The organism is Paenibacillus sp. FSL R10-2778 (genome assembly GCF_038593035.1).
Taxonomy (GTDB): Bacteria; Bacillota; Bacilli; order Paenibacillales; family Paenibacillaceae; genus Paenibacillus_AQ; species Paenibacillus_AQ odorifer.
In genome coordinates, this window is record NZ_CP151956.1 from 6,325,059 (window position 1) to 6,348,598 (window position 23,540).

The 23,540-nt window shown below is 46.3% G+C and carries 14 protein-coding genes, 1 tRNA gene and 3 rRNA genes; 1 reads left to right on the forward strand and 17 read right to left on the reverse strand.

Translation table 11 applies throughout. From position 1 onward, the window contains the following. Positions 1 to 4 precede the first annotated feature (4 nt). The 6 genes from NST40_RS28475 to NST40_RS28500 form a co-directional block, all read right to left on the reverse strand. Complete coding sequence (locus NST40_RS28475; RefSeq protein ID WP_036680465.1) at positions 5 to 466, reverse strand: CtsR family transcriptional regulator; 462 nt, start codon at positions 464 to 466, stop codon at positions 5 to 7. A gap of 293 nt (positions 467 to 759) precedes the next feature. Further along, the gene (locus NST40_RS28480) at positions 760 to 1,932 is read right to left on the reverse strand and encodes a GNAT family N-acetyltransferase (protein WP_342410231.1); all 1,173 of its coding nucleotides are present in this window, start codon (positions 1,930 to 1,932) and stop codon (positions 760 to 762) included. Between the two features lie 421 nt (positions 1,933 to 2,353). Beyond that, positions 2,354 to 2,470: ribosomal RNA gene (rrf, locus tag NST40_RS28485) — 5S ribosomal RNA — on the reverse strand. A gap of 128 nt (positions 2,471 to 2,598) precedes the next feature. Next, positions 2,599 to 5,524 (reverse strand): 23S ribosomal RNA (locus tag NST40_RS28490). A 172-nt stretch (positions 5,525 to 5,696) separates the two neighbouring features. Next, positions 5,697 to 5,772, reverse strand: a tRNA-Ala gene (locus tag NST40_RS28495). A gap of 101 nt (positions 5,773 to 5,873) precedes the next feature. Further along, positions 5,874 to 7,431, reverse strand: a 16S ribosomal RNA gene (locus NST40_RS28500). Together the 16S, 23S and 5S rRNA genes with 1 tRNA gene alongside form the textbook arrangement of a ribosomal RNA operon. A gap of 404 nt (positions 7,432 to 7,835) precedes the next feature. Between NST40_RS28500 and NST40_RS28505 the strand changes: the two genes are divergently transcribed. After that, complete coding sequence (locus tag NST40_RS28505; protein ID WP_036678676.1) at positions 7,836 to 9,092, forward strand: MFS transporter; 1,257 nt, start codon at positions 7,836 to 7,838, stop codon at positions 9,090 to 9,092. 4 nt (positions 9,093 to 9,096) lie between these two features. Here the strand turns inward: NST40_RS28505 and NST40_RS28510 are convergent, their stop codons facing one another. The 11 genes from NST40_RS28510 to NST40_RS28560 form a co-directional block, all read right to left on the reverse strand. Beyond that, positions 9,097 to 10,899, reverse strand: coding sequence for a PBP1A family penicillin-binding protein (locus tag NST40_RS28510; RefSeq protein ID WP_342410232.1), 1,803 nt, complete (start codon positions 10,897 to 10,899; stop codon positions 9,097 to 9,099). Positions 10,900 to 10,952: 53 nt separating this feature from the next. Continuing rightward, positions 10,953 to 11,537 (reverse strand): HAMP domain-containing protein, encoded by a 585-nt coding sequence (locus NST40_RS28515; protein ID WP_076276863.1) that lies wholly within the window; start codon positions 11,535 to 11,537, stop codon positions 10,953 to 10,955. Between the two features lie 62 nt (positions 11,538 to 11,599). Continuing rightward, on the reverse strand, positions 11,600 to 12,712 hold the full coding sequence (locus NST40_RS28520; protein ID WP_256719001.1) for a HAMP domain-containing sensor histidine kinase: 1,113 nt from the start codon (positions 12,710 to 12,712) through the stop codon (positions 11,600 to 11,602). A gap of 19 nt (positions 12,713 to 12,731) precedes the next feature. Further along, the gene (locus NST40_RS28525; protein WP_036678667.1) at positions 12,732 to 13,439 is read right to left on the reverse strand and encodes a response regulator transcription factor; all 708 of its coding nucleotides are present in this window, start codon (positions 13,437 to 13,439) and stop codon (positions 12,732 to 12,734) included. A 180-nt stretch (positions 13,440 to 13,619) separates the two neighbouring features. After that, a complete protein-coding gene (ligA, locus tag NST40_RS28530) occupies positions 13,620 to 15,632 on the reverse strand; it encodes an NAD-dependent DNA ligase LigA (RefSeq protein WP_076276864.1) in 2,013 nt (670 codons plus the stop codon). A gap of 77 nt (positions 15,633 to 15,709) precedes the next feature. Further along, positions 15,710 to 18,049 (reverse strand): DNA helicase PcrA, encoded by a 2,340-nt coding sequence (pcrA, locus tag NST40_RS28535; RefSeq protein WP_076276865.1) that lies wholly within the window; start codon positions 18,047 to 18,049, stop codon positions 15,710 to 15,712. Positions 18,050 to 18,110: 61 nt separating this feature from the next. Further along, positions 18,111 to 18,830: a heptaprenylglyceryl phosphate synthase gene (locus NST40_RS28540; protein ID WP_139332125.1), complete on the reverse strand. Its 720-nt coding sequence runs from the start codon at positions 18,828 to 18,830 to the stop codon at positions 18,111 to 18,113. A gap of 226 nt (positions 18,831 to 19,056) precedes the next feature. Further along, positions 19,057 to 19,926, reverse strand: coding sequence for a phosphatidylinositol-specific phospholipase C/glycerophosphodiester phosphodiesterase family protein (locus NST40_RS28545; protein WP_076276866.1), 870 nt, complete (start codon positions 19,924 to 19,926; stop codon positions 19,057 to 19,059). Between the two features lie 108 nt (positions 19,927 to 20,034). Further along, complete coding sequence (locus NST40_RS28550; protein ID WP_076276867.1) at positions 20,035 to 21,441, reverse strand: undecaprenyl-phosphate glucose phosphotransferase; 1,407 nt, start codon at positions 21,439 to 21,441, stop codon at positions 20,035 to 20,037. After that, positions 21,438 to 22,391 (reverse strand): glycosyltransferase family 2 protein, encoded by a 954-nt coding sequence (locus NST40_RS28555; protein ID WP_076220752.1) that lies wholly within the window; start codon positions 22,389 to 22,391, stop codon positions 21,438 to 21,440. The genes NST40_RS28550 and NST40_RS28555 overlap by 4 nt, the downstream gene beginning before the upstream one ends. A gap of 108 nt (positions 22,392 to 22,499) precedes the next feature. After that, positions 22,500 to 23,480: a glycosyltransferase family 2 protein gene (locus NST40_RS28560; protein ID WP_342410233.1), complete on the reverse strand. Its 981-nt coding sequence runs from the start codon at positions 23,478 to 23,480 to the stop codon at positions 22,500 to 22,502. Positions 23,481 to 23,540 lie beyond the last annotated feature (60 nt).

Here is a 23,540-nt window from a genome sequence, read left to right on the forward strand (position 1 = left end):
ACAATTATTTGCCTAACAAAGAGATTAACATCGCCTTCATAATCTTGGCCCGAATCTCATCCCGATATGGAATCTTAACCGTTAGGCAATCCCGAGAAACAGCAGCGCGCATAAGACACGCCTCACGCTTGCTTAGAAAACCAGCTTCCTCCAGTTGATAAATCAACCCTTCGGCAGCGTTTTGATCTATCCCGCCACCTATAGTATGGTTTAAATGGGCATGCAGTGCCACGTTGGGCGGCAATTCAAAACGTTGAATACGAATATATCCCCCGCCACCACGCTTACTTTCCACCACATAGCCTTTTTCCAGTGTAAAGCGTGTACTAATAACATAATTGATCTGTGACGGTACGCATGAGAACTGGTCCGCCAGGTCATTTCGCTGGATTTCCACCGTACCTTCGGGACTTTCATGCAAAATATTCTTCAGATATTGTTCAATAATATCAGAGATATTGCGCATCACTCATCCTCCAGTGCTCTTTAAAGCTTCATAATATCGCTTGCGCCCGCATCCTTAATGACATTCATTAGTGAACTTCATTCATATAAGTCTGAAGAAAACTTCACAAATTCAGAGGATCGCACTGTATGTCATCAGGTGCGTTGACTTTGACTTTCTTTGACTTTTTAATATTATAACATATTCTGTGCTAATTCCAAGTGGATTCTCTTATTTTTCACTTTTTTCAGCGAATGTATTCGGAAATAAAGAACTCTCCCAGCATCTTTCGAAGGGGAGAGCCTAATTATTTTCTAAAAATGATCAAAAAGTGCAGTTTCAGCTTGCGGTATGATTTCTTCGAGCCATTCCAGAGCCCTCGGATTACCAGTCACACGTCTATAACGAGCCAGCTCTGCCGGGCGTTTATATCCAAACATTAGAATCGTCAGCGTACCAATATCACAGCTTAAGTCAGCTGCATCCCGTTCACCCTCTATACGCAAGAAAGCTGCTGCTCCCTTTTCGGAGACAGTCCATTCCCACAACCCGTCATTCCATGGGGCATATTTATCTTCAATATAGATAACCTGTTTCTTCTGACTGTTGTGACGCTTAAAAGAATAACTCTCCACGAATGCTTTAGCATTAACAATACGCGCCATAAAATAAGGATAATTCTCCTGCTCTATACGCGGATCAGGCAGCAAAAAGGGTAACATATCATCGGATGGCACCAGTTTTAGCGATGCACCGGTCACCATCGAATCGTGATTCGCAAGAAATGTCCACAGCCCCTGCCGGGCCTGTTCGTTCAAAAACACAAATTCATCAATGACCAGCTCTCTATTTTCTATCTTATATAGTACGTATCCTTCAGGTTCCCCAAGCTGTGAATAAAATACCGCAGTCTGACCTTCATCATCCAGAACAGAGCTCTCCCACCAGTCCAAATCACGCTTAAGTGTTCCGTTATATCTAACTGCAAAACGATTGTATAAGTTGTCCAATACTTCGATATCTATAACACCACGTCTTACCTTGCCCTCAACTTCAACCTTCTTGGGGAACCTGGCAACAGGAATGGAGTATTTCTTATATTCACAATAAACTTCCCAACCAAATTTGCGATAAAAGGGGATCAGGAACGGATGCAGAAAAGATAATGTCTGCCCCGCCTCATTCATCGTTTGCAGCGTATGCGCCAGGAGCTTTGCCACATGCCCCTGTCTGCGATTCTCTGGCCATGTCGCTACCCCTGCGAGCCCTCCCATAGGTACTAATCTACCTTGTATGTACACTTCGAACGGAAGAAGAGTAAGTTTAGCTTCCAAAGTACCTTCTTCAAAAGCACCCCATACGCGTTCTGCTTTAAATCTTTCCTTAGCATTCGCCCTTTTCTCACTGGGCAGCTTGTATTGAAAAGCATATTCAGATAAATCCATGCTTAGATCAAACTCTTCTGAGTGCAACTGTCTGATATCCACAAAACTCACCTCATCATTTATGAATTTACTTTTATGGTTAGTATAACAAGAGAGTTTATTGTGTGCGAATTATAAGGATATTTTTCGAACTTTTTTTAGTTATCCACAGCCTTAGGCAGTTTTAAAAATAGTCTTGTAATCTTGTTCTATTCAAGTTAAAATAATTATCCACTTATTAATCCCTCTATCCACATAAATATGACTATATCCACAGCAACCCGTGTATTACTTAGGTTTTCTGTTGACAGATCTACATAAATATGTACTTAATCCACACCATTTGGTGATTTTTTGCCTTTTAATCATCTATCCACATGTGCGTAAGTTTTCTGCAAATTCCAATGAATTATCCACAAGTTTTCCACAATCTATAATAGACGCAAAAAAGCCACTGTCGAGTTATCAACAGTGGTCTATTTGTGCTTGGCAACGTCCTACTCTCCCAGGACCCTTCGGTCCAAGTACCATCGGCGCTGGAGGGCTTAACGGTCGTGTTCGGGATGGGTACGCGTGGAACCCCTCCGCTATCGCCACCAAACATGCATCTGTGAAACAGACGCTGCCGCGTGAAATTCGGTTCTTCACCAGAAGTGAGAATGAATTTCTAAGCGTGTTACAGGCTTGATGCCTGAAAACTGAATCCGAAACGAATCTGCATTCTACATATAGGATAAGCCCTCGACCGATTAGTATTGGTCAGCTCCATGCATTGCTGCACTTCCACCTCCAACCTATCTACCTCGTCGTCTTCAAGGGGTCTTACTAATTGGGAAATCTCATCTTGAGGGGGGCTTCACGCTTAGATGCTTTCAGCGCTTATCCCGTCCGTACGTAGCTACCCAGCCATGCTCCTGGCGGAACAACTGGTGCACCAGCGGTACGTCCATCCCGGTCCTCTCGTACTAAGGACAGCTCCTCTCAAATTTCCTGCGCCCACGACAGATAGGGACCGAACTGTCTCACGACGTTCTGAACCCAGCTCGCGTACCGCTTTAATGGGCGAACAGCCCAACCCTTGGGACCTACTTCAGCCCCAGGATGCGATGAGCCGACATCGAGGTGCCAAACCTCCCCGTCGATGTGGACTCTTGGGGGAGATAAGCCTGTTATCCCCAGGGTAGCTTTTATCCGTTGAGCGATGGCCCTTCCATGCGGTACCACCGGATCACTAAGTCCGACTTTCGTCCCTGCTCGACTTGTAGGTCTCGCAGTCAAGCTCCCTTATGCCTTTGCACTCTGCGAATGATTTCCAACCATTCTGAGGGAACCTTGGAACGCCTCCGTTACTCTTTAGGAGGCGACCGCCCCAGTCAAACTGCCCGCCTGACACGGTCCCCGTACCCGGTAAGGGCACTAGGTTAGAACCTAGATACGATCAGGGTGGTATCCCAACGGCGCCTCCACCGAAGCTTGCGCTCCGATTTCTACGGCTCCCACCTATCCTGTACAGATCGTACCCAAATTCAATATCAAGCTGCAGTAAAGCTCCATGGGGTCTTTCCGTCTTGTCGCGGGTAACCTGCATCTTCACAGGTATTAAAATTTCACCGGATCTCTCGTTGAGACAGCGCCCAAGTCGTTACGCCATTCGTGCGGGTCAGAATTTACCTGACAAGGAATTTCGCTACCTTAGGACCGTTATAGTTACGGCCGCCGTTTACTGGGGCTTCGGTTCATAGCTTCGGGTTACCCCTAACCACTCCCCTTAACCTTCCAGCACCGGGCAGGCGTCAGCCCGTATACTTCGCCTTGCGGCTTCGCACAGACCTGTGTTTTTGCTAAACAGTCGCTTGGGCCTTTTCACTGCGGCCCCCTCGTGCTATTCACACTACCGGGGCACCCCTTCTCCCGAAGTTACGGGGTCATTTTGCCGAGTTCCTTAACGAGAGTTCTTCCGCGCGCCTTAGAATTCTCTTCTCGCCTACCTGTGTCGGTTTGCGGTACGGGCACCTTCTCCTGGCTAGAGGCTTTTCTTGGCAGTGTGAGATCATGACCTTCGCTACTACAATTTTCGCTCCCCATCACAGCCCAGCCTTAACGATGTGCGGATTTGCCTACACATCAGCCTCACTGCTTAGACGGACATCCATCAGTCCGCGTCACTACCCTCCTGCGTCACCCCATCGCTCATAGCGGATTACGGTGGTACAGTAATTTCAAACTGTTGTCCTTCGACTACGCCTTTCGGCCTCGCCTTAGGTCCCGACTTACCCTGAGCGGACGAGCCTTCCTCAGGAAACCTTGGGCTTTCGGCGGATCAGATTCTCACTGATCTTTTCGTTACTCATACCGGCATTCTCACTTGTGTAGTGTCCAGCGCTCTTTTCAGTACACCTTCAACCCCTACACAACGCTCCCCTACCCCAGATGCAAAGCATCTAGCCATAGCTTCGGTGGTGTGTTTAGCCCCGTTACATTTTCGGCGCAGAGTCACTCGACCAGTGAGCTATTACGCACTCTTTCAATGGTGGCTGCTTCTAAGCCAACATCCTGGTTGTCTGTGCAACTCCACATCCTTTCCCACTTAACACACACTTGGGGACCTTAGCTGATGGTCTGGGCTGTTTCCCTTTTGACAATGGATCTTAGCACTCACTGTCTGACTCCCGGCAATAAGTATATGGCATTCGGAGTTTGACTGAGCTTGGTAATCCTTGCGGACCCCGCACCCAATCAGTGCTCTACCTCCACTACTCTTATACCGAGGCTAGCCCTAAAGCTATTTCGGGGAGAACCAGCTATCTCCGAGTTCGATTGGAATTTCTCCGCTACCCCCACCTCATCCCCGCACTTTTCAACGTACGTGGGTTCGGGCCTCCAGTGCGTGTTACCGCACCTTCACCCTGGACAGGGGTAGATCACACGGTTTCGGGTCTACGTCCACATACTCAATCGCCCTATTCAGACTCGCTTTCGCTGCGGCTCCACCTTCTCGGCTTAACCTTGCATGTTAAACGTAACTCGCCGGTTCATTCTACAAAAGGCACGCCATCACCCATTAATAGGGCTCTGACTTTTTGTAAGCACACGGTTTCAGGTTCTATTTCACTCCCCTTCCGGGGTGCTTTTCACCTTTCCCTCACGGTACTGTTTCACTATCGGTCGCCAGGTAGTATTTAGCCTTAGCAGATGGTCCTGCTGGATTCATACGGGGTTTCACGTGCCCCGCACTACTCGGGATCCGTCTCGGAGAGAATACAGTTTAGGTTACAGGGCTTTTACCTCTATCGCGGGCCTTTCCAGACCTCTTCACCTACCATATTCCTTTGTAACTCCATGTGAGACGTCCCACAACCCCTAAGAGCAAGCTCTTAGGTTTAGGCTGTTCCGCGTTCGCTCGCCGCTACTGACGGAATCACTATTGTTTTCTCTTCCTCAGGGTACTTAGATGTTTCAGTTCCCCTGGTCTGCCTCTACACACCCTATGTATTCAGGTATGAGTAACTGCGAATTACCACAGCTGGGTTTCCCCATTCGGACACCCCCGGATCAAAGCTTGCTTACAGCTCCCCGAGGCAGTTTCGTTGTTCGCCACGTCCTTCGTCGGCTCCTGGCGCCTAGGCATCCTCCGTGTGCTCTTATTAGCTTAACCTTGATTCTTCCGCAGGAAAATATCATACGATGACATTCTCTTTGGAATCATCTCACTAATAACATTTACTTGTTTGCACAAGTTGCTAAAAGATGTTCTAAAACGCAAATTCGTTTCGGTATCCAGTTTTCAAGGATCAAGTGTATAGACATAACAAATAGATGAAGTTTGTTGGTGGAGCCAAGCGGGATCGAACCGCTGACCTCCTGCTTGCAAGGCAGGCGCTCTCCCAGCTGAGCTATGGCCCCGCAAATTCCATCAAAACCGAACAAATGGATACACGTTAATTGGTTGTGGAAGTTAAACTTCCGATTTGAATGTCCTCATTGTAGAGAACGATTCTCCATAGAAAGGAGGTGATCCAGCCGCACCTTCCGATACGGCTACCTTGTTACGACTTCACCCCAATCATCTACCCCACCTTCGGCGGCTGGCTCCCTTGCGGGTTACCCCACCGACTTCGGGTGTTGTAAACTCTCGTGGTGTGACGGGCGGTGTGTACAAGACCCGGGAACGTATTCACCGCGGCATGCTGATCCGCGATTACTAGCAATTCCGACTTCATGCAGGCGAGTTGCAGCCTGCAATCCGAACTGAGACCGGCTTTGATGGGATTGGCTCCACCTCGCGGCTTCGCTTCCCGTTGTACCGGCCATTGTAGTACGTGTGTAGCCCAGGTCATAAGGGGCATGATGATTTGACGTCATCCCCACCTTCCTCCGGTTTGTCACCGGCAGTCACTCTAGAGTGCCCAGCTTAACCTGCTGGCAACTAAAGTTAAGGGTTGCGCTCGTTGCGGGACTTAACCCAACATCTCACGACACGAGCTGACGACAACCATGCACCACCTGTCTCCTCTGTCCCGAAGGCCGCTGCTATCTCTAGCAGATTCAGAGGGATGTCAAGACCTGGTAAGGTTCTTCGCGTTGCTTCGAATTAAACCACATACTCCACTGCTTGTGCGGGTCCCCGTCAATTCCTTTGAGTTTCAGTCTTGCGACCGTACTCCCCAGGCGGAGTGCTTACTGTGTTAACTTCGGCACCAAGGGTATCGAAACCCCTAACACCTAGCACTCATCGTTTACGGCGTGGACTACCAGGGTATCTAATCCTGTTTGCTCCCCACGCTTTCGCGCCTCAGCGTCAGTTACAGCCCAGAAAGTCGCCTTCGCCACTGGTGTTCCTCCACATATCTACGCATTTCACCGCTACACGTGGAATTCCACTTTCCTCTTCTGTACTCAAGCCACCCAGTTTCCAGTGCGACCTCAGGTTGAGCCCAAGGTTTAAACACCAGACTTAAATAGCCGCCTGCGCGCGCTTTACGCCCAATAATTCCGGACAACGCTTGCCCCCTACGTATTACCGCGGCTGCTGGCACGTAGTTAGCCGGGGCTTTCTTCTCAGGTACCGTCACTCCGGTAGCAGTTACTCTACCGGACGTTCTTCCCTGGCAACAGAGCTTTACGATCCGAAAACCTTCATCACTCACGCGGCGTTGCTCCGTCAGGCTTTCGCCCATTGCGGAAGATTCCCTACTGCTGCCTCCCGTAGGAGTCTGGGCCGTGTCTCAGTCCCAGTGTGGCCGTTCACCCTCTCAGGTCGGCTACGCATCGTCGCCTTGGTGGGCCGTTACCCCACCAACTAGCTAATGCGCCGCAGGCCCATCCCTCAGTGACAGATTGCTCCGTCTTTCATTCTTCTCTCAGGAGAAAAAAGAAATTATCCGGTATTAGCTACCGTTTCCGGTAGTTATCCCAGTCTGAAGGGCAGGTTGCCTACGTGTTACTCACCCGTCCGCCGCTAAGTCATTTTGAAAGCAAGCTTTCAAAATGACTCCGCTCGACTTGCATGTATTAGGCACGCCGCCAGCGTTCGTCCTGAGCCAGGATCAAACTCTCCAATTAGTATTGAAAAGAGCGATATGCTCATTTTGAAACTGACGATTCATTAATTGAATCCTTTTAAAAATTAACGTGTTCCATTTGTTCAGTTTTCAAAGAACTTGCTCCTAGCATTTCGACATTCAATGTCTCTTGCACAGGAATTATAGTATATCATGTTTGTTTCTATCTTGTCAACTTATTTCTTCATCGCTTGTGTTTCGTATGTGCGATGCGTCGTAAGCACAAGAGATAATATACCATGCTGTCATTGAGTTTGCAAGCTTTTTTTGAAATAAAAAAATCATTCGTATAAATAACTTCAATACAACACAAATTGATACCATTCATCCATTATTTGTGGCTAAATAGAATTTATCGTATTCGCCAATCTTACCTTCTAACTATCAGTACAGAGAGGAGTCAAAATGAAAACCAAACCTACAGACGCTGCGTCCACGGTAGACAGCAAGGACAAGGAGCAGCGTAATCTGCAGCAGGCAACGATTTATAAAATTTTGTTAGCTGTCAGTTTTGTTCATTTATTTAATGATTCTATACAGGCAGTCATTCCAGCAATCTTCCCTATTCTCAAAGATAATCTACTGCTCTCTTTCGCCCAGATTGGATGGATCTCATTCGCTTTAAATATGACGTCATCCGTAATCCAACCCGTCATTGGATATGCTGCAGACCGTAAACCCCGTCCTATATTATTACCACTGGGTATGTGCAGCACATTTTTAGGTGTACTTCTATTGGCTTATGCCAATAGCTATTTTCTGGTCTTATTCTCGGTTATCCTGATCGGATTCGGTTCAGCCACCTTCCACCCAGAGGGTATGCGTGTTGCTCATATGGCCGCAGGTCAGCGAAAGGGATTGTCGCAATCTATTTTTCAAGTGGGCGGCAATGCTGGTCAGTCCCTGGGTCCAATGCTTACGAAATGGGTATTCATCCCCTTTGGCCAGATTGGTGCACTAGGCTTCACGATCGTCGCGGCTGCCGGAATCGCTGTTCAGACCTATGTAGCTCGCTGGTATAGAGAAATGCTAGATGCCGGTTATACCTTTCATAAAAAATCAACAGCACGGGCAATCGACCCCGCCCGCCGAAAAAGCATACGAACAGCAACGATTATTCTTGTATTCCTAGTCTTTGTTAGGTCTTGGTATGGCGCTTCTATCGGCAGTTACTACGCCTTCTATCTAATGGACAAATATCAAATGACGCTGGATAAAGCCCAAATCTATATTTTTATGTATTTGGCTGCTGGCGCAGTGGGTACATTTTTTGGAGGTCCGCTGGCTGACCGTTTTGGACGGCGTAATCTCATCTTACTATCAATGGTAGGAACCGTTCCCTTTGCACTTGCTCTACCCTTTGTAGGTCCATTGTGGGCGGCTGTATTGCTGCTGATTGGCGGTTTCATCCTTCTGTCCAGCTTCTCTGTTACCGTCATTTATGCTCAAATGCTATACCCGGGCAACATTGGCACAGTTTCAGGTCTGATCACGGGACTTGCTTTTGGACTCGGCGGGATCGGCTCATTAGTCCTCGGCAACCTCATTGATAGTATCGGGATTGCTAAAGTTTTCATCGCTTGCGGCTTCCTCCCGCTGCTTGGGTTTCTTGCCTTGCTGCTTCCTAGAGATGAGAAATTAGAAGAATGGGCGGCGCAATAACTTCTCAATGATCACTTAAGGCTTTACTCATTACTGTAGAAAATAGAGCGGCAGCCTTCCCGCTGCCTTCAGTCATGTAATTATCCTGATTCGTACGATCAAAACCCATCCATACCGCAGCTGTCCACTCCGAAGTATAGCCTACAAACCAAAGATCCCGATTAGCTTTCTTGCTCACGCCAGCCAAGTCCAATTGGGTCGTACCGGTCTTTCCCGCTACTGGTCTGTTCATCTGCGCTTTTTTCCCTGTTCCTTCATTAACAACATTGCGTAACATAGCCGTCATCGCTTCTGCGGTACGCGGCGAGATTACCTGACGTGATTCAGAGGGATGAGTATACAAGACCTTCCCTTTTGAATCCGTTATGGAGCGCACCATATGAGCCGCATTAAATTCTCCTCCACTAGCAAAGACACTGTAGGCCTGGGCCATTTTTAGTGGAGAAACCCCATTATGAAGCCCCCCCAAAGCTATTGATAAATGATTGTCCTCCTCCGTCAGTACAATTCCTAATTTGGCGGCAAATTGCCGCGCAGAAGAGATTCCAACCTGCTTCAATACCCATACGGCTGGTGCATTGATGGATTTTTGCAAAGCTGTGTTCATTGTGACCTGACCTTGGTATATACCGTTCAAGTTCTCAGGCTTGTAGCTGCCATAAGCAACTTTACGGTCGGACAGCATACTATTCGGGTTGAATTTCCCGCTCTCGAGTGCAGGTCCATAATCAATGATCGGCTTAAAGCTGGAACCCGGCTGACGTGCATCAATAATAGCTCTGTTCAAATTGCCCTCGTTTTGATCTCGCCCACCAATCAATGCCACTACTTCTCCTGTACGATGATCCATTATGGTCATAGCTGCTTCTACCTGCTGATCTTTTCCGTCAGGTGGAAATGAAGCCTCTTTGAGAACGGCCTGCTCAAGTGCCTGCTGTGCTTTGATGTTCAAACCTGTAACTATAGTGTAGCCGCCTGTACGAAGCTCCTCTACGGATTTCCCTGTGATCTGAGCCGCTTCCTTAAGGGCGGCATCCACATAGTACACTCCGGCAACCCCATTTTCGACCGCAGCTGGAGGCTGATATTGTTTACTCATAGCTTCCTGCATTTGCTCATACGTGATTAGTCGCTGATTGAACATCATCTTTAGCACTAGATTTCTTCTCGTTTTGGATAATGCACTATTGTCTACCGGGTTATAAATAGAGGGGCCTTTAGGGATTCCCGCCAGAGTGGCTATTTGCCAGATCTCCAATTTTTTCAGATCAGACACGCCGAAGTAACGCTTCGCTGCCGCTTTTACTCCATATTGTCCCCGCCCCATATAAATCTGATTGAGGTACAGCTGCAAAATCTCACGTTTCGTCAGTTGCTGCTCCAAGGCAAAAGCAATAGAGGTTTCATTTAACTTACGCAGCATATTCTTATCTCTGTTCAAATAAAGATTGCGAGCAAGCTGTTGAGTAATACTACTGCCACCTTCTGATAAACTCATGTCCAAGATATTTTTTAAGAAAGCGCGTGATATCCCTTTATAATCGACTCCTTGATGGCTATAAAAACGGCGGTCTTCTACTGTTAAAAAGGTATCTATTAATAAAGCCGGCATCTCCTCAAGCTCTGCTGTAAGCCTATAACCCGAGCTCGGTAGCGGAGTCATTCGTATAACTGTTCCATCTGAAGCTGTGATGAGGCTTGATTCTGGCAATTGCAGCCTATCCTCATGCCGGTTAAGTACAATCCCCCCATACTGGTATACATAGAACAAAATCAAAAGCGCCAATACCGTACTAATAACACTCACATCAAATAATAGGTACCCTACTCGCAATATCCGGGTGCGTGCATTCCATCTGCTCATGATTCGATAATCAGGTTCTCCAGGAACCGCTCCATACTCCGCACTTCATCATTCGCTGCCGCAAGAAGTGTATGTACTTCCGCCCCATCCTCTTCAACCTCACGGAGAGTGCGAAGTATCGCCCTCGTCCTTATTAATAAAGCTACTGCTGGTGTGTCTTCTATCCGCTTTGAGCTTGCACCTCTATCTGGAACTTCTATTCTTTGCATTCGATTGAGGTTAGCAGCAATTTCACCTATTTCTCCTCCAGAAAGAACCTTGATGTTCTGAGCGACTCCTTTGTCTGCCAGCTCCGAGGTTCCCACCACTAGCGAGCGCAAATCATCAGCTATTTTCTGTGAACGAAGAACATACAGCCCACCGAAGACTAGAATAAATAGAAGGATGGCACTAGGGGTTTGACCCATATGATTAATAACCCAATGGATAAGCCGGACAAAAAAGGCTCCTGATTGACCCGAATAATGAGAATACAGCAAAGCGACAGCCCGCTGGACAACAAAAAGAAAGGCAGCACTCAAAAGAGCGCAACCCATAAAAATATATAAATAGCTGATACGAACCGTCCGAAGTTTTGGCATGGTAGTTCCCTCCTTGTGCCACAAGGATAACTTCCAAATCTTAAGAACCCGCCAGAGTTTTCTTAAGATTCTATGAAGAATGGGAAACAGGTAATAAAATCCGTGCGAAGAGATGTATTTTCTACATAAATAACGCCATTGTGGCGTTCGATGATACTTTTGGCAATCGCAAGTCCAAGCCCTGAGCCGCCTGTATGCTGTGAACGCGACTTTTCTGCCCGATAGAATCGTTCAAAAATAAAAGGGATATCACTTTCCGCAATCCTCTCTCCGAAGTTGCTAATACGGACCACAGCATCATTTTCCTTTTTACTGAAACCTATCTCCAATTTCCCGCCGCTTCTGCCGTAACGGATCGCGTTAGTAATCAAATTTTCATAAGCACGTACTAATTCTTTAGGCGAAGCCTCTATCCATAACTCATCAGCAACGTCCTCGATTTCATAGATCATATCCGCCTTTGTTAGTTCAGGAACTGACTCCTCCGCCAGCTGCCGTATGAAAGCCTTCAAATCCAATCTCTGCATAACCAAAGGGTACTCTCCACTATTTACACGTGTGTAATCAAAAAGATCATCGATCAGTTTACGCAGCACCAGGGATTTGTTGTAGGCTATATCCACGTAATACCGGATTTCCGCTTCTTCCTGACATCGATCTTGTTCGATGTATTCCAGAAAGCCCAAGACAGAGGTGAGCGGGGTGCGTAAATCATGGGAAACACCTGTGATCAAGTCATTTTTTGCATTCACAGCTTTACGTTCCTCCTCTACGGAGTGCTGCAAACGCTCAGCCATTTCATTAATATTCTCAGCCAGCACACCCAGCTCATCCGTGGTTCTGACTTCAATTCTATGGGACATCCCGGAGCTTGTAATTTCTCGAATCCCTTTTGTGATCTCTTCCAGATACAGCACAACTTTACGTGTGTAGATAAAAAAGAATAATAAAAAGCTGATAATACCCGCTGCTGTCATTAGTGGCATAGAGCCAATATGATTAATAATCCAGCGCAGTATGCGTGAATAGGGAGCCGACTCTGAAGCCGGATTTAGATAGATCATAAAGTTGACGAGTTGGTACCCTGCCATGAGCAGCAAAGCGCCCGAAAGCACACTCAGCAAAAAAGCAAACATAAACTTCCAGCGAATCGTCGTTATATATTTAGAATTCAAGAAGCCTCACCTAATCCCTTCAGGAAGGTCCGTCTAATTTATAGCCAACTCCCCAGACGGTTTGTATATAACGTGGGCGTTTCGAATCGATTTCGATTTTGTCTCGGAGATTACGAATATGTACCATCACTGTGTTACCGCCATCTAAAAAGGGTTCATTCCATACCTTATTGTAAATTTGCTCCAAGCTAAGCACTTGACCTTGGTGTCTCGCTAAAAGCTCTAGAATAGAGAATTCCCGCGGAGTCAGTTTAATCTTCTGCTGGTCTACATACACCTCATGCTTAGACGTATCTATAGTCAGATCCTCAAAGCTTAGTTTGCTGTCGTTTCCTAACGTATTACTATCCTTATTAAATCCGTGATAACGGCGCAACTGTGATTTTACTCGTGCCACAATCTCCAAAGGATTAAACGGCTTGCCCACGTAGTCATCTGCCCCGAGGCTCAGGCCGGAGATCTTGTCCATATCTGTATTTTTGGCTGATAGTATGATAATTGGCATTTTCCGCTCTTCACGGATCTTCATACATGCAGCTAGCCCGTCCATTTTAGGCATCATGACATCAAGAATAATTAGATCAACTTCCTCTTTCTGCAGACATTCCAGCGCTTCCATTCCATCATAAGCCTTTAGCAGTCTATAGCCTTCATTACAGAGATAAATCGTTAACAGTTCTACAATTTCCTTCTCATCATCTACTAACAATATCGTTTCTCTCTTCACAGGAAGGTTTTCCTTTCAAATATAGTAATAAATATCTATAGCTATATATTAGCAGATCATCCGAATTTTTTTCTAAAAATGAAACGTTTAGTTGTAATCCACGCAAAAAAGGCCCCTGCTCCTCTCGTACTTAAACGAAATGGAACCGGGAACCTTTTGGAATCGAGTATAGTTTGTTACTTACATATCCAGCAAGCGAATTAGCTCATCTTCATCCTCAATGACTTGAATGCCTAACTGCTGCGCTTTGGCCAGCTTACTGCCAGCTTTTTCACCAGCGATAACTAAATCCGTCTTCTTGGACACACTTCCCGACACCTTTGCTCCGAGTGCTTCCAGACGTTCAGCTGCTTCATCGCGGGTAAGCTTTTGCAAGGAACCCGTCAATACGACCGTTTTGCCACTAAAGAAGGAATCGGTACTAATAGGACGTGGTGCCTCAGGAGCCTTTGCTTCCACACCCAACGCCCGCAAGCGGGAAACATTAGCTACTACAACTGGATCTGCGAAGAAGCTGACAATGCTCTCTGCGACAATCCCACCAATGTCTGGTAACTCAGCTAGCTCCTCGGCTTTGGCCTGCATCACAGCATCCAGATCGCGGAAATGATCAGCCAACATCTTTGTCGTTGCTTTACCTGTGTTAGGAATCCCTAACGCAAAGAGAAATGAAGCAAGATCTCTACCTTTGCTATCTTCTAAAGCTTGCAGCAAATTCTGTGCTTTTTTCTCACCAAAACGGTTCAGCTGTACAAGCTGCTCAAAGTTCAGTTCATACAGATCCGCAGAGTCATGTACATTAAGCTCATCATAGAGCTGACCCGCCGTCTTCTCACTGAATGTCTCGATATCCATCGCATCACGCGAAGCAAAGTGGGTGATCCGACTGATAATCTGCGGCCTGCAATTCAGTTTATTGTTACAGAAAAGATGTGCTCCGCGCATTTCTAACGGATATCCGCAAGCTGGACAATCCTCAGGGAAAATAATCTCTCCACCGTCATTCTCCTCTGTTACCTTACCGAGAATTTCTGGGATAACATCATTGGAACGGCGAATAAAGACCCGCGAACCTAAGGCAAATTTCAAGTTTTTGCGCTCAATATCACCCACATTATTCAGGGTGCAGTTCTGAACGGTAACTCCAGCAAGCTCTACAGCCTCAACCCGAGCCAGCGGAGTCACTTTACCTGTACGACCTACATTCCAGCTAACGGACTCCAGCACGGTCGTCGTTTCTTCGGCTTCAAATTTATAAGCTACTGCCCAACGCGGGAACTTGTCAGTGTATCCAAGCACCTCACGGATTCTGAAATCCGTGACCTTAATTACAGCCCCATCAATGAGGTAATCAAGACTCGAACGACTCTCCTCGATTCCAGCGAGCTGCTCAGTTACATCATCAAAATCATTGCAGTAGGTCAGGTATGGGTTCACTTTAAATTTGTTATTCCGCAGAAAATCCATCATTTCCTGATGGTCAGCGAACTCCGCGCCTTCTGCAAAGCCTACATTATAGAAAAAAGCGTTCAAACGGCGGTCCGCAGTAGTCTTCGGATTAAGATTACGCAGTGCACCTGCTGCTGCATTACGCGCATTCTTCAGCGGCTCTGCAGCCCGTGTATTATAATCAGCCAGCACAGACAGATTCATAATCCCTTCACCCTGAACCTCAATGACCCCATCCTTGAAAGGAATCGTCAATGGAACGGATTTGATGGTCTTCACCTGTGCAAGTATTCCTTCGCCAACTACGCCATTGCCACGCGTTGATGCCTGTTCGAGAACACCATTACGATAGGTTAAATTCAGCGTCAAGCCATCGAACTTCAGTTCTACTGCATAACAAGGATCAGGAAGAGGGGTGTCTGGATTCTTGAGATTGTATTCATTCACTAACCGGAGCACCCGGGTATTCCAGCTGCGCAGCTGTTCAATATTCTGTGCTTTATCCAGACTCCAAAGCGGTGCCAGATGCCGATGCGGCGTGAAGCCCTTAAGCAGCTCTCCACCTACACGTTGTGTAGGCGAATCCGGTAGTACGAAGCCACTCTCAGCCTCCAGTGCTACAAGCTTGTCGTATAAAATATCGTATTCCTTATCGCTGACTAGCGGTGCATCCAGCGTGTAGTAGTGGTAATTATAGTTATTTAATTCCGCAACAAGCTCTTCCATCACATGCATAGCATCCATGCAGGTACATCCCTCCGTCAATAAGTTTCCTAAAGTTAGCGTGGTCTAAATATCCGTTCGTTAATCGTTGTCTGCTATTATTCCACTTTGGTAATCGGCGCAAACCCCGCAAGCAGGCGTTTCACACCCACCGGTGCCGGAAAAGCAATCTGCAGCTCCGTGTCATTCCCGCTGCCTTTAACAGATACAACGGTGCCCGTGCCCCATTTGCCGTGGGAGACCTTGTCACCCGCCTTGTAATCGCCAGCTGCAGCAGCCCCTGCTCCGGTAGCACGCTGTGCGCCTCCGGAGGTCACGGTCACGCTGCTCTTGCTTGCCGCCGCTGACGCCGTGCTTCCGCCGCCTGCCGGCGTAGCTCCGGCGGCGCCACCCCGGCCGCCAAAGTTCCCACGGCCACCGCTGCCGAAGCCGCGTCCGCCGTAAGCACCGCCTGCCTCCGCGCCTCCGCGCTGGAAGCGGTCTTGAGTCTTAACGGTATCTTCCTTCAGTTCCTCCGGAATCTCCTCTAAGAAGCGGGACGGCTGGTTCGCCGTCGTCCGGCCAAAGAGCGTACGCATCCGCGCACAAGAGAGAAACAGTTGTTTCTCCGCGCGGGTGATCCCCACATACGCAAGCCGGCGTTCCTCCTCCAGCTCGTCGTTGTCCTGGAAGGCACGGCTGTGTGGGAACACGCCTTCTTCCATTCCGACGATAAATACCGTCGGGAACTCCAGACCTTTGGCGCTGTGCATCGTCATTAACACAACCGCATCACTACGATCCTCTTCGTCATCGTTCACACTATCGATATCTGCGATAAGTGCAAGATCCGTGAGGAAGGAGACCAGCGACTTGTCTTCGTTGTTCTTTTCAAACTCCATCGTCACCGATAAGAACTCATCGATATTCTCTAGCCTCGAGCGTGATTCGAGTGTGTTTTCATTTTGCAGCTCCAAACGGTACTGCGACATTTCCAGTATTTTTTCCGTCAATTCGGTTACAGACAAGAACTCCACCATACGGTGCAGAGCTTCAATCATATCGTAGAACTCTACTAGCATATTCCGCGTCCGTCCAGCAAAGCCCAAATCATCGACCGTTTGCAGTACTCGGAAAATAGAAACACCACGTTCACCAGCAGCAGCTGCCAGCTTGCCAACCGTTGTATCCCCTAATCCACGCTTAGGAACATTAATAATACGCGTCAGGCTGATATCATCATCAGGGTTAGACAGTAAACGTAGATACGCCAGCAGATCCTTGATTTCTTTACGATCATAGAACTTGATCCCGCCAACGATTTGATATGGAATATCTGATTTGATCAAAATTTCCTCTATTACCCGTGACTGAGCATTCGTCCGATACAGAATCGCGTGATTCTGGTAAGCTTGACCTTGCTTCACATTTTTGCTGATTTCTCCGGTTACAAAATACCCTTCGTCATGCTCGGAATCCGCCCGGTACACCTTAATCTTGGCGCCTTCCTCGGAATCGGTCCACAGCTTTTTCGGTTTACGGCCACTATTAAGCGCGATTACCCCATTGGCTGCATTCAGGATATTAGCGGTTGAACGGTAATTCTGTTCTAGCAGAATCGTCTTCGCTTCCGGATAATCCTCTTCAAAATTAAGAATATTCGTAATATCCGCACCACGCCAGCGATAGATCGACTGGTCACTATCCCCTACCACGCAAATGCGGTGGTGGCTGTCTGCCAGCATGCGGCACAACATGTATTGTGCTCTGTTCGTATCCTGATACTCATCCACATGGATGTATTTGAACTTCTTTTGGTAAAAATCCAGAACCTCGGGAACTTCCTTAAATAATTCGATAGTCTTCATAATCAAATCATCAAAATCAAGCGAGTTATTGCTTCTCAAACGCCGTTGGTACATTTTATAAACCTTGGCAACTAAACCTTCGAAATAATCACCGACTTTTTGCTCATACTGCGCCGGAGTAATCAGTTCATTCTTAGATGCGCTAATTATGGCTTGTACAGCTTTCGGTTCGAATTTTTTCGTATCAATATTCAGTTCCTTCATGCAATTACGAATGACTGATAACTGGTCTGTAGAGTCCAGAATCGAGAAGTTGGAAGTAAACCCAATGCGCTCAATATCCTTCCGCAAGATCCGAACACACATGGAGTGAAAGGTGGATACCCAAATATCTCTTCCCTCAGGTCCAACGAGCTTAGATACACGTTCCTGCATTTCCCTCGCAGCTTTATTCGTAAATGTAATCGCCAAAATCGCCCAAGGCGGCGCCTTTCGATTAGCAATCAGCCAGGCAATTCTGTGAGTCAGCACTCTCGTCTTCCCACTGCCCGCACCAGCCATAATCAAAAGGGGTCCTTCAGTAGTTTCGACAGCCTGCCTTTGTGGAGGATTCAATCGGCTGACCGCGTCTTGTATGTTAATAAGTTGCATGTGTAACATGCTCCTTTCTAAAAATAAAATTACAAATCATAAGTAGTCCATAAGCTAATCGCTACTCGAACTGCTCTTGTACCGTCTTTTTGACAGCTAATACCGTACGAATTGCCTGCTCTACATCCCGATAAATAATATTGCCGACAACTACTGTATCACATAGAGCTGCTGCCTGCTCGGCCTCTGCCTCACAAGTAATGCCGCCACCATAAAATAGTTGGGCTTGCTCCACCATCTCACGCACTATACGTACTGTCTCCATATCCCCAAATCTACCACTATATTCAAGATAGACTATTGGCAGTGACATCAGCTTGTCCGCAACCTGGGCATATGCAGCCGCCTCTTCAGCATTAATGGTTGTCTCGGCCCCTGTAATCCGCGCAACTGAAGAATCACTGTTCAAAACGACGTAACCTTCCGTTAGCAGCTGATCCCATGGGATCATAAATCCATAACGCTCTATAGCTCGACGATGATGGCCTACAATCCAAGCTGGATCAGGTGTATTTAGCACCATAGGAATCATATAAAGATCAAATCCGGGTACAGCAGCTTCAAGTTCGGATACCTCAAGTGCACAGGGCAGCTCAAAACGTCTTACTCTTGATAAGAGATCTACTGTATTCTCATAAGTAACTCCTGTAGAGCCTCCTATCAATATGGCATCCGTGCCGGACAAGCAAACGGCTTCCAAATCCTCATCTGAAATCATACGATCTGGGTCCAACTTAAACACATGCCGCCAAGGTTTGATCATTTGCTGTACTGATTTCATGGGAATCATCCTTAATTGTCATTTGGGCAAGACAAAACACTCCTGCCGCCGCAAAAGATATAGATCTAGTCTATGCCAGCACAGGAGGTGTGTCAATTTAAAGCGAACAAAAATACGAACATTTTTTCGCATGTAAATTTGAGGTCCCCGCAAAGTACCTGAATACGCATCTGAGGAAAGCACCACTTTACGGGGATATATTAGTTGTAATGAGTGGAGATAGATTTCAACGTATACTTCTGAGGTTATTCAAATCATTTTCAGGCACAAAATCACTATAAAATCCGTCTACACCCATACGAGATAGCTCTCTAATCTCATCCTCTTCATCCACTGTATGAACGTATACACGAGCTCCGATATTTTTTAACTGTTTGACAAAACTCTTGGTGGCCCGGCTAACTGGCATCGTAATATCCACACCTGTTTTTTTAACAAACTCAATAACTTGTTCATCCGTATCCTTAGATTGGTACAGGGTGTAAAGCACTTCTGGAAAAGAATACACCTTATTGATCTCATCAAGCATCGGCTGATTGTAGATCTGTGGAACTATCCGCTCCAACAACGCTGGATCCCGACGCTGCGCCGCTTCGGTCAGCAATGTAAATTGCTTCTCTATAAGTTCCGGTTGGATTTCTTTGGTATCCGTAACGATATAAGCATCTGGATAATTCTGCATTAGATCAAGCACCTTCTCAATATCAAGCGGAGAGTATATATTCAGGATGGGGCTGTCCATAAATTCCTCGTAATCTAGTGCCACACCCTGTTTATTAGCAGGGAGAACCTCCAACTGACCTAAAAGCTTGCTCATATTACCTGTCCATTCATGCCGAGCAACCAACTTATCATCCTTCGATAACAAAAAATCAACTTCAAATACGCGAGTTCCCCGTTCATAGTTAGCGACAAAGGCCTCCCAAGCATTGGTATACGTGTAGCCGTTAATTCCCCCCATGGCATGTGCAACGATTCTGTGCGTTTCAAAACCGCTCGCGGGTTGTTGCTCTTCCTCTTTGTTCAACGTTATTACAAGAATTATTATTAGTGCGACAATCATTACTACGGTTGCAATAATCTTTTTCTTATTCATAGTTGTGAGTTTCCTTTGCAAAGTTTAGATTAGAAAATTAATACCCCGCTCTGCCAGTGGCAAAACGGGGTATTATTAAAATTTCACAAATCTAAATAAGTGCAGGTCTCAATATGCGTTTTTGTTAACGAAGCCGTTGCGAATCGTTTTGAAAATAATTCGAATATCGAACAGTAAGGACCAGTTCTCGATATAGAAAATATCGTGCTTAATCCGTTCCTCAATTGAAGTGTCCCCGCGCAGCCCATTGCTCTGTGCCCAGCCCGTAATTCCTGGACGCACATGGTGCTTCACCATATACTTCGGAATTTCATCACGGAATTGTTCTACATAAAATGGTCGTTCTGGCCGTGGGCCAACTACACTCATATGACCGAGTAATACATTAAAAAATTGCGGAAGCTCATCCAGACTTGTCTTACGGATAAAGGTTCCAAATCGAGTTCTACGAGGATCTTCCCGCGTACTCCAACCTGTATCCTCTTCCCCGTCCTGCTGCAGCTTCATTGAACGAAACTTATACATCATAAAATTACGCCGATTAAGTCCCACCCGTTCCTGCCGGAATATGATCGGTCCCGGTGAGGTAAGACGTACGCCGAGAGCTACGATCAGCATCACGGGAGATATCATAATAATAGCGAATAGAGAGAACACGATATCAAACAAACGTTTTGCCATCTTATTCCCCGTCATATCCAGTGGAATATCACGAACATTAATCATTGGCATACCTGCAAAGTTATCAAAGTAAGGACGCGCCGGTAAATAATCAAAGAAATCCGGAATAATCAATGTGCGTACCCCTGCTTTTTCACAGGCCGCAATAATCGAAGGATATTTCGAATGCGCATCGAGCGGCAAAGCAAGAATAACCTCGTCCACAGGCAGCATCTCCAGCATTCCGGATAACTGATCGACCGTTCCCAGGATCGGTTTATACCGTTGCTCCTCAATCCCATCCCAAGTATGGTAATCGTCTAAAAAGCCAATGGCTTCATATCCAAGCTCAGGATATTGTTCCAAATTGTTGTAGAATCTTTTGCCGAGTGTACCAGCGCCGATGATAAGCACGAATTGGCGGTTGAAGCCCTTTTCTCGAAAAGATTTAAGCATCTTCTTCAACACATAACGGTAAAGCATAATGGAAAGAACATTAAATCCCATATAAATAGCCAGATATGTACGGGAGATATCAATTTCTTTCACGAAAAACATTAGACCGAGCAGGATGAAGATGCTCATGATATGCACTTGAAAAATCTTAATAAACTCATCGACAAAACGTTTCTTACGCTTAGGCAAATAAAGCGATAAAAGGATACCGATTAAGACAGCTACTACGCCATAAATCATACTCCAATAAGCGTAAGACTCTACAGGCAGCGTGTTATAAGATTCCATCCATCCGCTCTTGAACTTGATCCACCAAGCCGCTAAAAAGGACAGTTGGATGACAAGAAAGTCAGCAACCATATAGAGCTGTGTCAAAAATTTCTGATTCCGCCGAATCATAATCTCACCTCAGTATTCTTATCGTTACGAGCGCCTGTTTCCGTAGCAGAGCTAAGACTCTGTGCAGGTGATGGAACTGCTTTAGGAAAGATTAGGGCATTCCGCAAGAGGGACAGGGCAAACTTCACACCAACACCAGCATATACTGTTCCATTTATAATACTGTTGTACTTCCTGCTATAATGCTTACGGTGAAATAATATCATTGCCCGGTGAAATTCATAGACGATCTTAAACGGTCTACGTCTGGCACTGCCGCCTTTGAGATGTACGATGGAGGTCTTCGGATAATAATAAATCTCCCAACCAGCTTCTTTAATACGATAGCACCAGTCTAAATCCTCACCGTACATAAAAAACTCTTCATCTAAGCCGCCTACCTGATCAATCATCTCCCGCCGCAGCAGCATAAACGCACCCACCAGACAATCTATCGGGTAATCAAGATCAGGGTCCAGATAACCTAACTGGTAACCGTTAAACTTCGGTCGATCCGGAAACAACTTACTGAAACCAAAAGCATAATAGAAGGAAGCTGACGGTGTAGGAAATCCTCGCTTACACGCTTTATCCAGCGACCCATCTGGCAATATAATCTTACATCCTGACGCCCCAACATCGGGACGACCATCCATAAAGGAGATCATCGTCTCCAGCGTATCCCTGCGTACCACCGTATCTGAATTGAGCAATAGTACATACCGTCCGGATGAAGCTTCCATCCCCTGATTATTTGCACGGGCAAAACCAACATTGTCGTTATTTGCGATCAACATGACACTTGGAAACTCTCTACCAATCATCTCTACCGAATCATCATGGGAATTGTTGTCTATCAAAATAATCTCATAGGAATAGTTCGTTTCTGAGTCATATACCGACCTGATACAGTCCATCGTCAGGCGACACGTGTTGTAATTGACAATAAGTATGCTTACATCTACATTCACTGCGTAACGCTCCTGACAAATATAGTAATCTACCGACAATTATTATAACATAAAACCTCCCTGAGATGAGATGACCTTTCAGGGAGGTTTTTCCAGATACTGTTTGATTTACGTGTTCTTTCGCTCTTTTACGATGGTCTGTATATATTTTCGTTTCTTTTTTAACGCTGGGAGCTGAGTGAAAAAGGATTTCCACACTACGATTAACTTTGGCTCTCTCAGAAGCATATAACCATGCGCGGCAATTTCATAGGGAAGGGAAATCAAAATTGTCTTCAGCATAGTTCGAGCCGATTCATTCTTGTAGATCATTTTGTAGCGATTAATGTAAGATATTCGCCGGATGAACATTGGTTTGGTACTACGGCCAGACGTTTTCCACCCACGTTCATGATACCCAATTGCCTCAGCATCATAATACCCCTGCCAGCCAAATAGCTGTGCTCTCCAAGCCACATCCACATCTTCCTTATATGCAAAAAAATCTGCATCAAAAAACTCCCCATCAACACTAACGTCTTCAATCATCCGTCGAGAATACATCGCCGCCGCCCCAGATACACCAAATACTGTACCCGACTGTTTCCATAGTTCTGCTGGCTCCCCCGCACCACGGTCAAACGCACGACGTGCCTTGTTCATCTGAAGACCAGTGCTATCCACTGATCCGTGATCAGCCTTTAGCAAAAGCATACCTGTGGCGCTGCCGATCTGTGGATTATTCTCCATCTGTGTGATTAGTCTGGAGATATAGTCTGGAGCGAGCGTCAAATCCGGATTAAGGACTAGTATGTAATCTGTTTCTGTAGCAGCTACAGCTTGGTTATGAGCTGGGGCGAAGCCTGTGTTTTTTTGATTTTGGATAAGTAGAAGGCTCGTGGGCGCTTCCTTGTTAGCTTGTGAATTGATAGTATCGACCATGTTAAAGAAAGTGTTCACTTTCTCTGCACAATCGTCCGAAGACGCATTGTCCACAACAACAATTTTCTCAATAGGATAATCCTGTGCCAATACTGCCTCTAAGCAATCTATAATATCATCCGCACTGTTGTAGGTGACGATATGTACACTAACTGTTTTGTTATTCATGAGTATCCTCGACTTTGTAATTTCTTATTAACTACCTACTTCCTTCTTATTATAACGAAA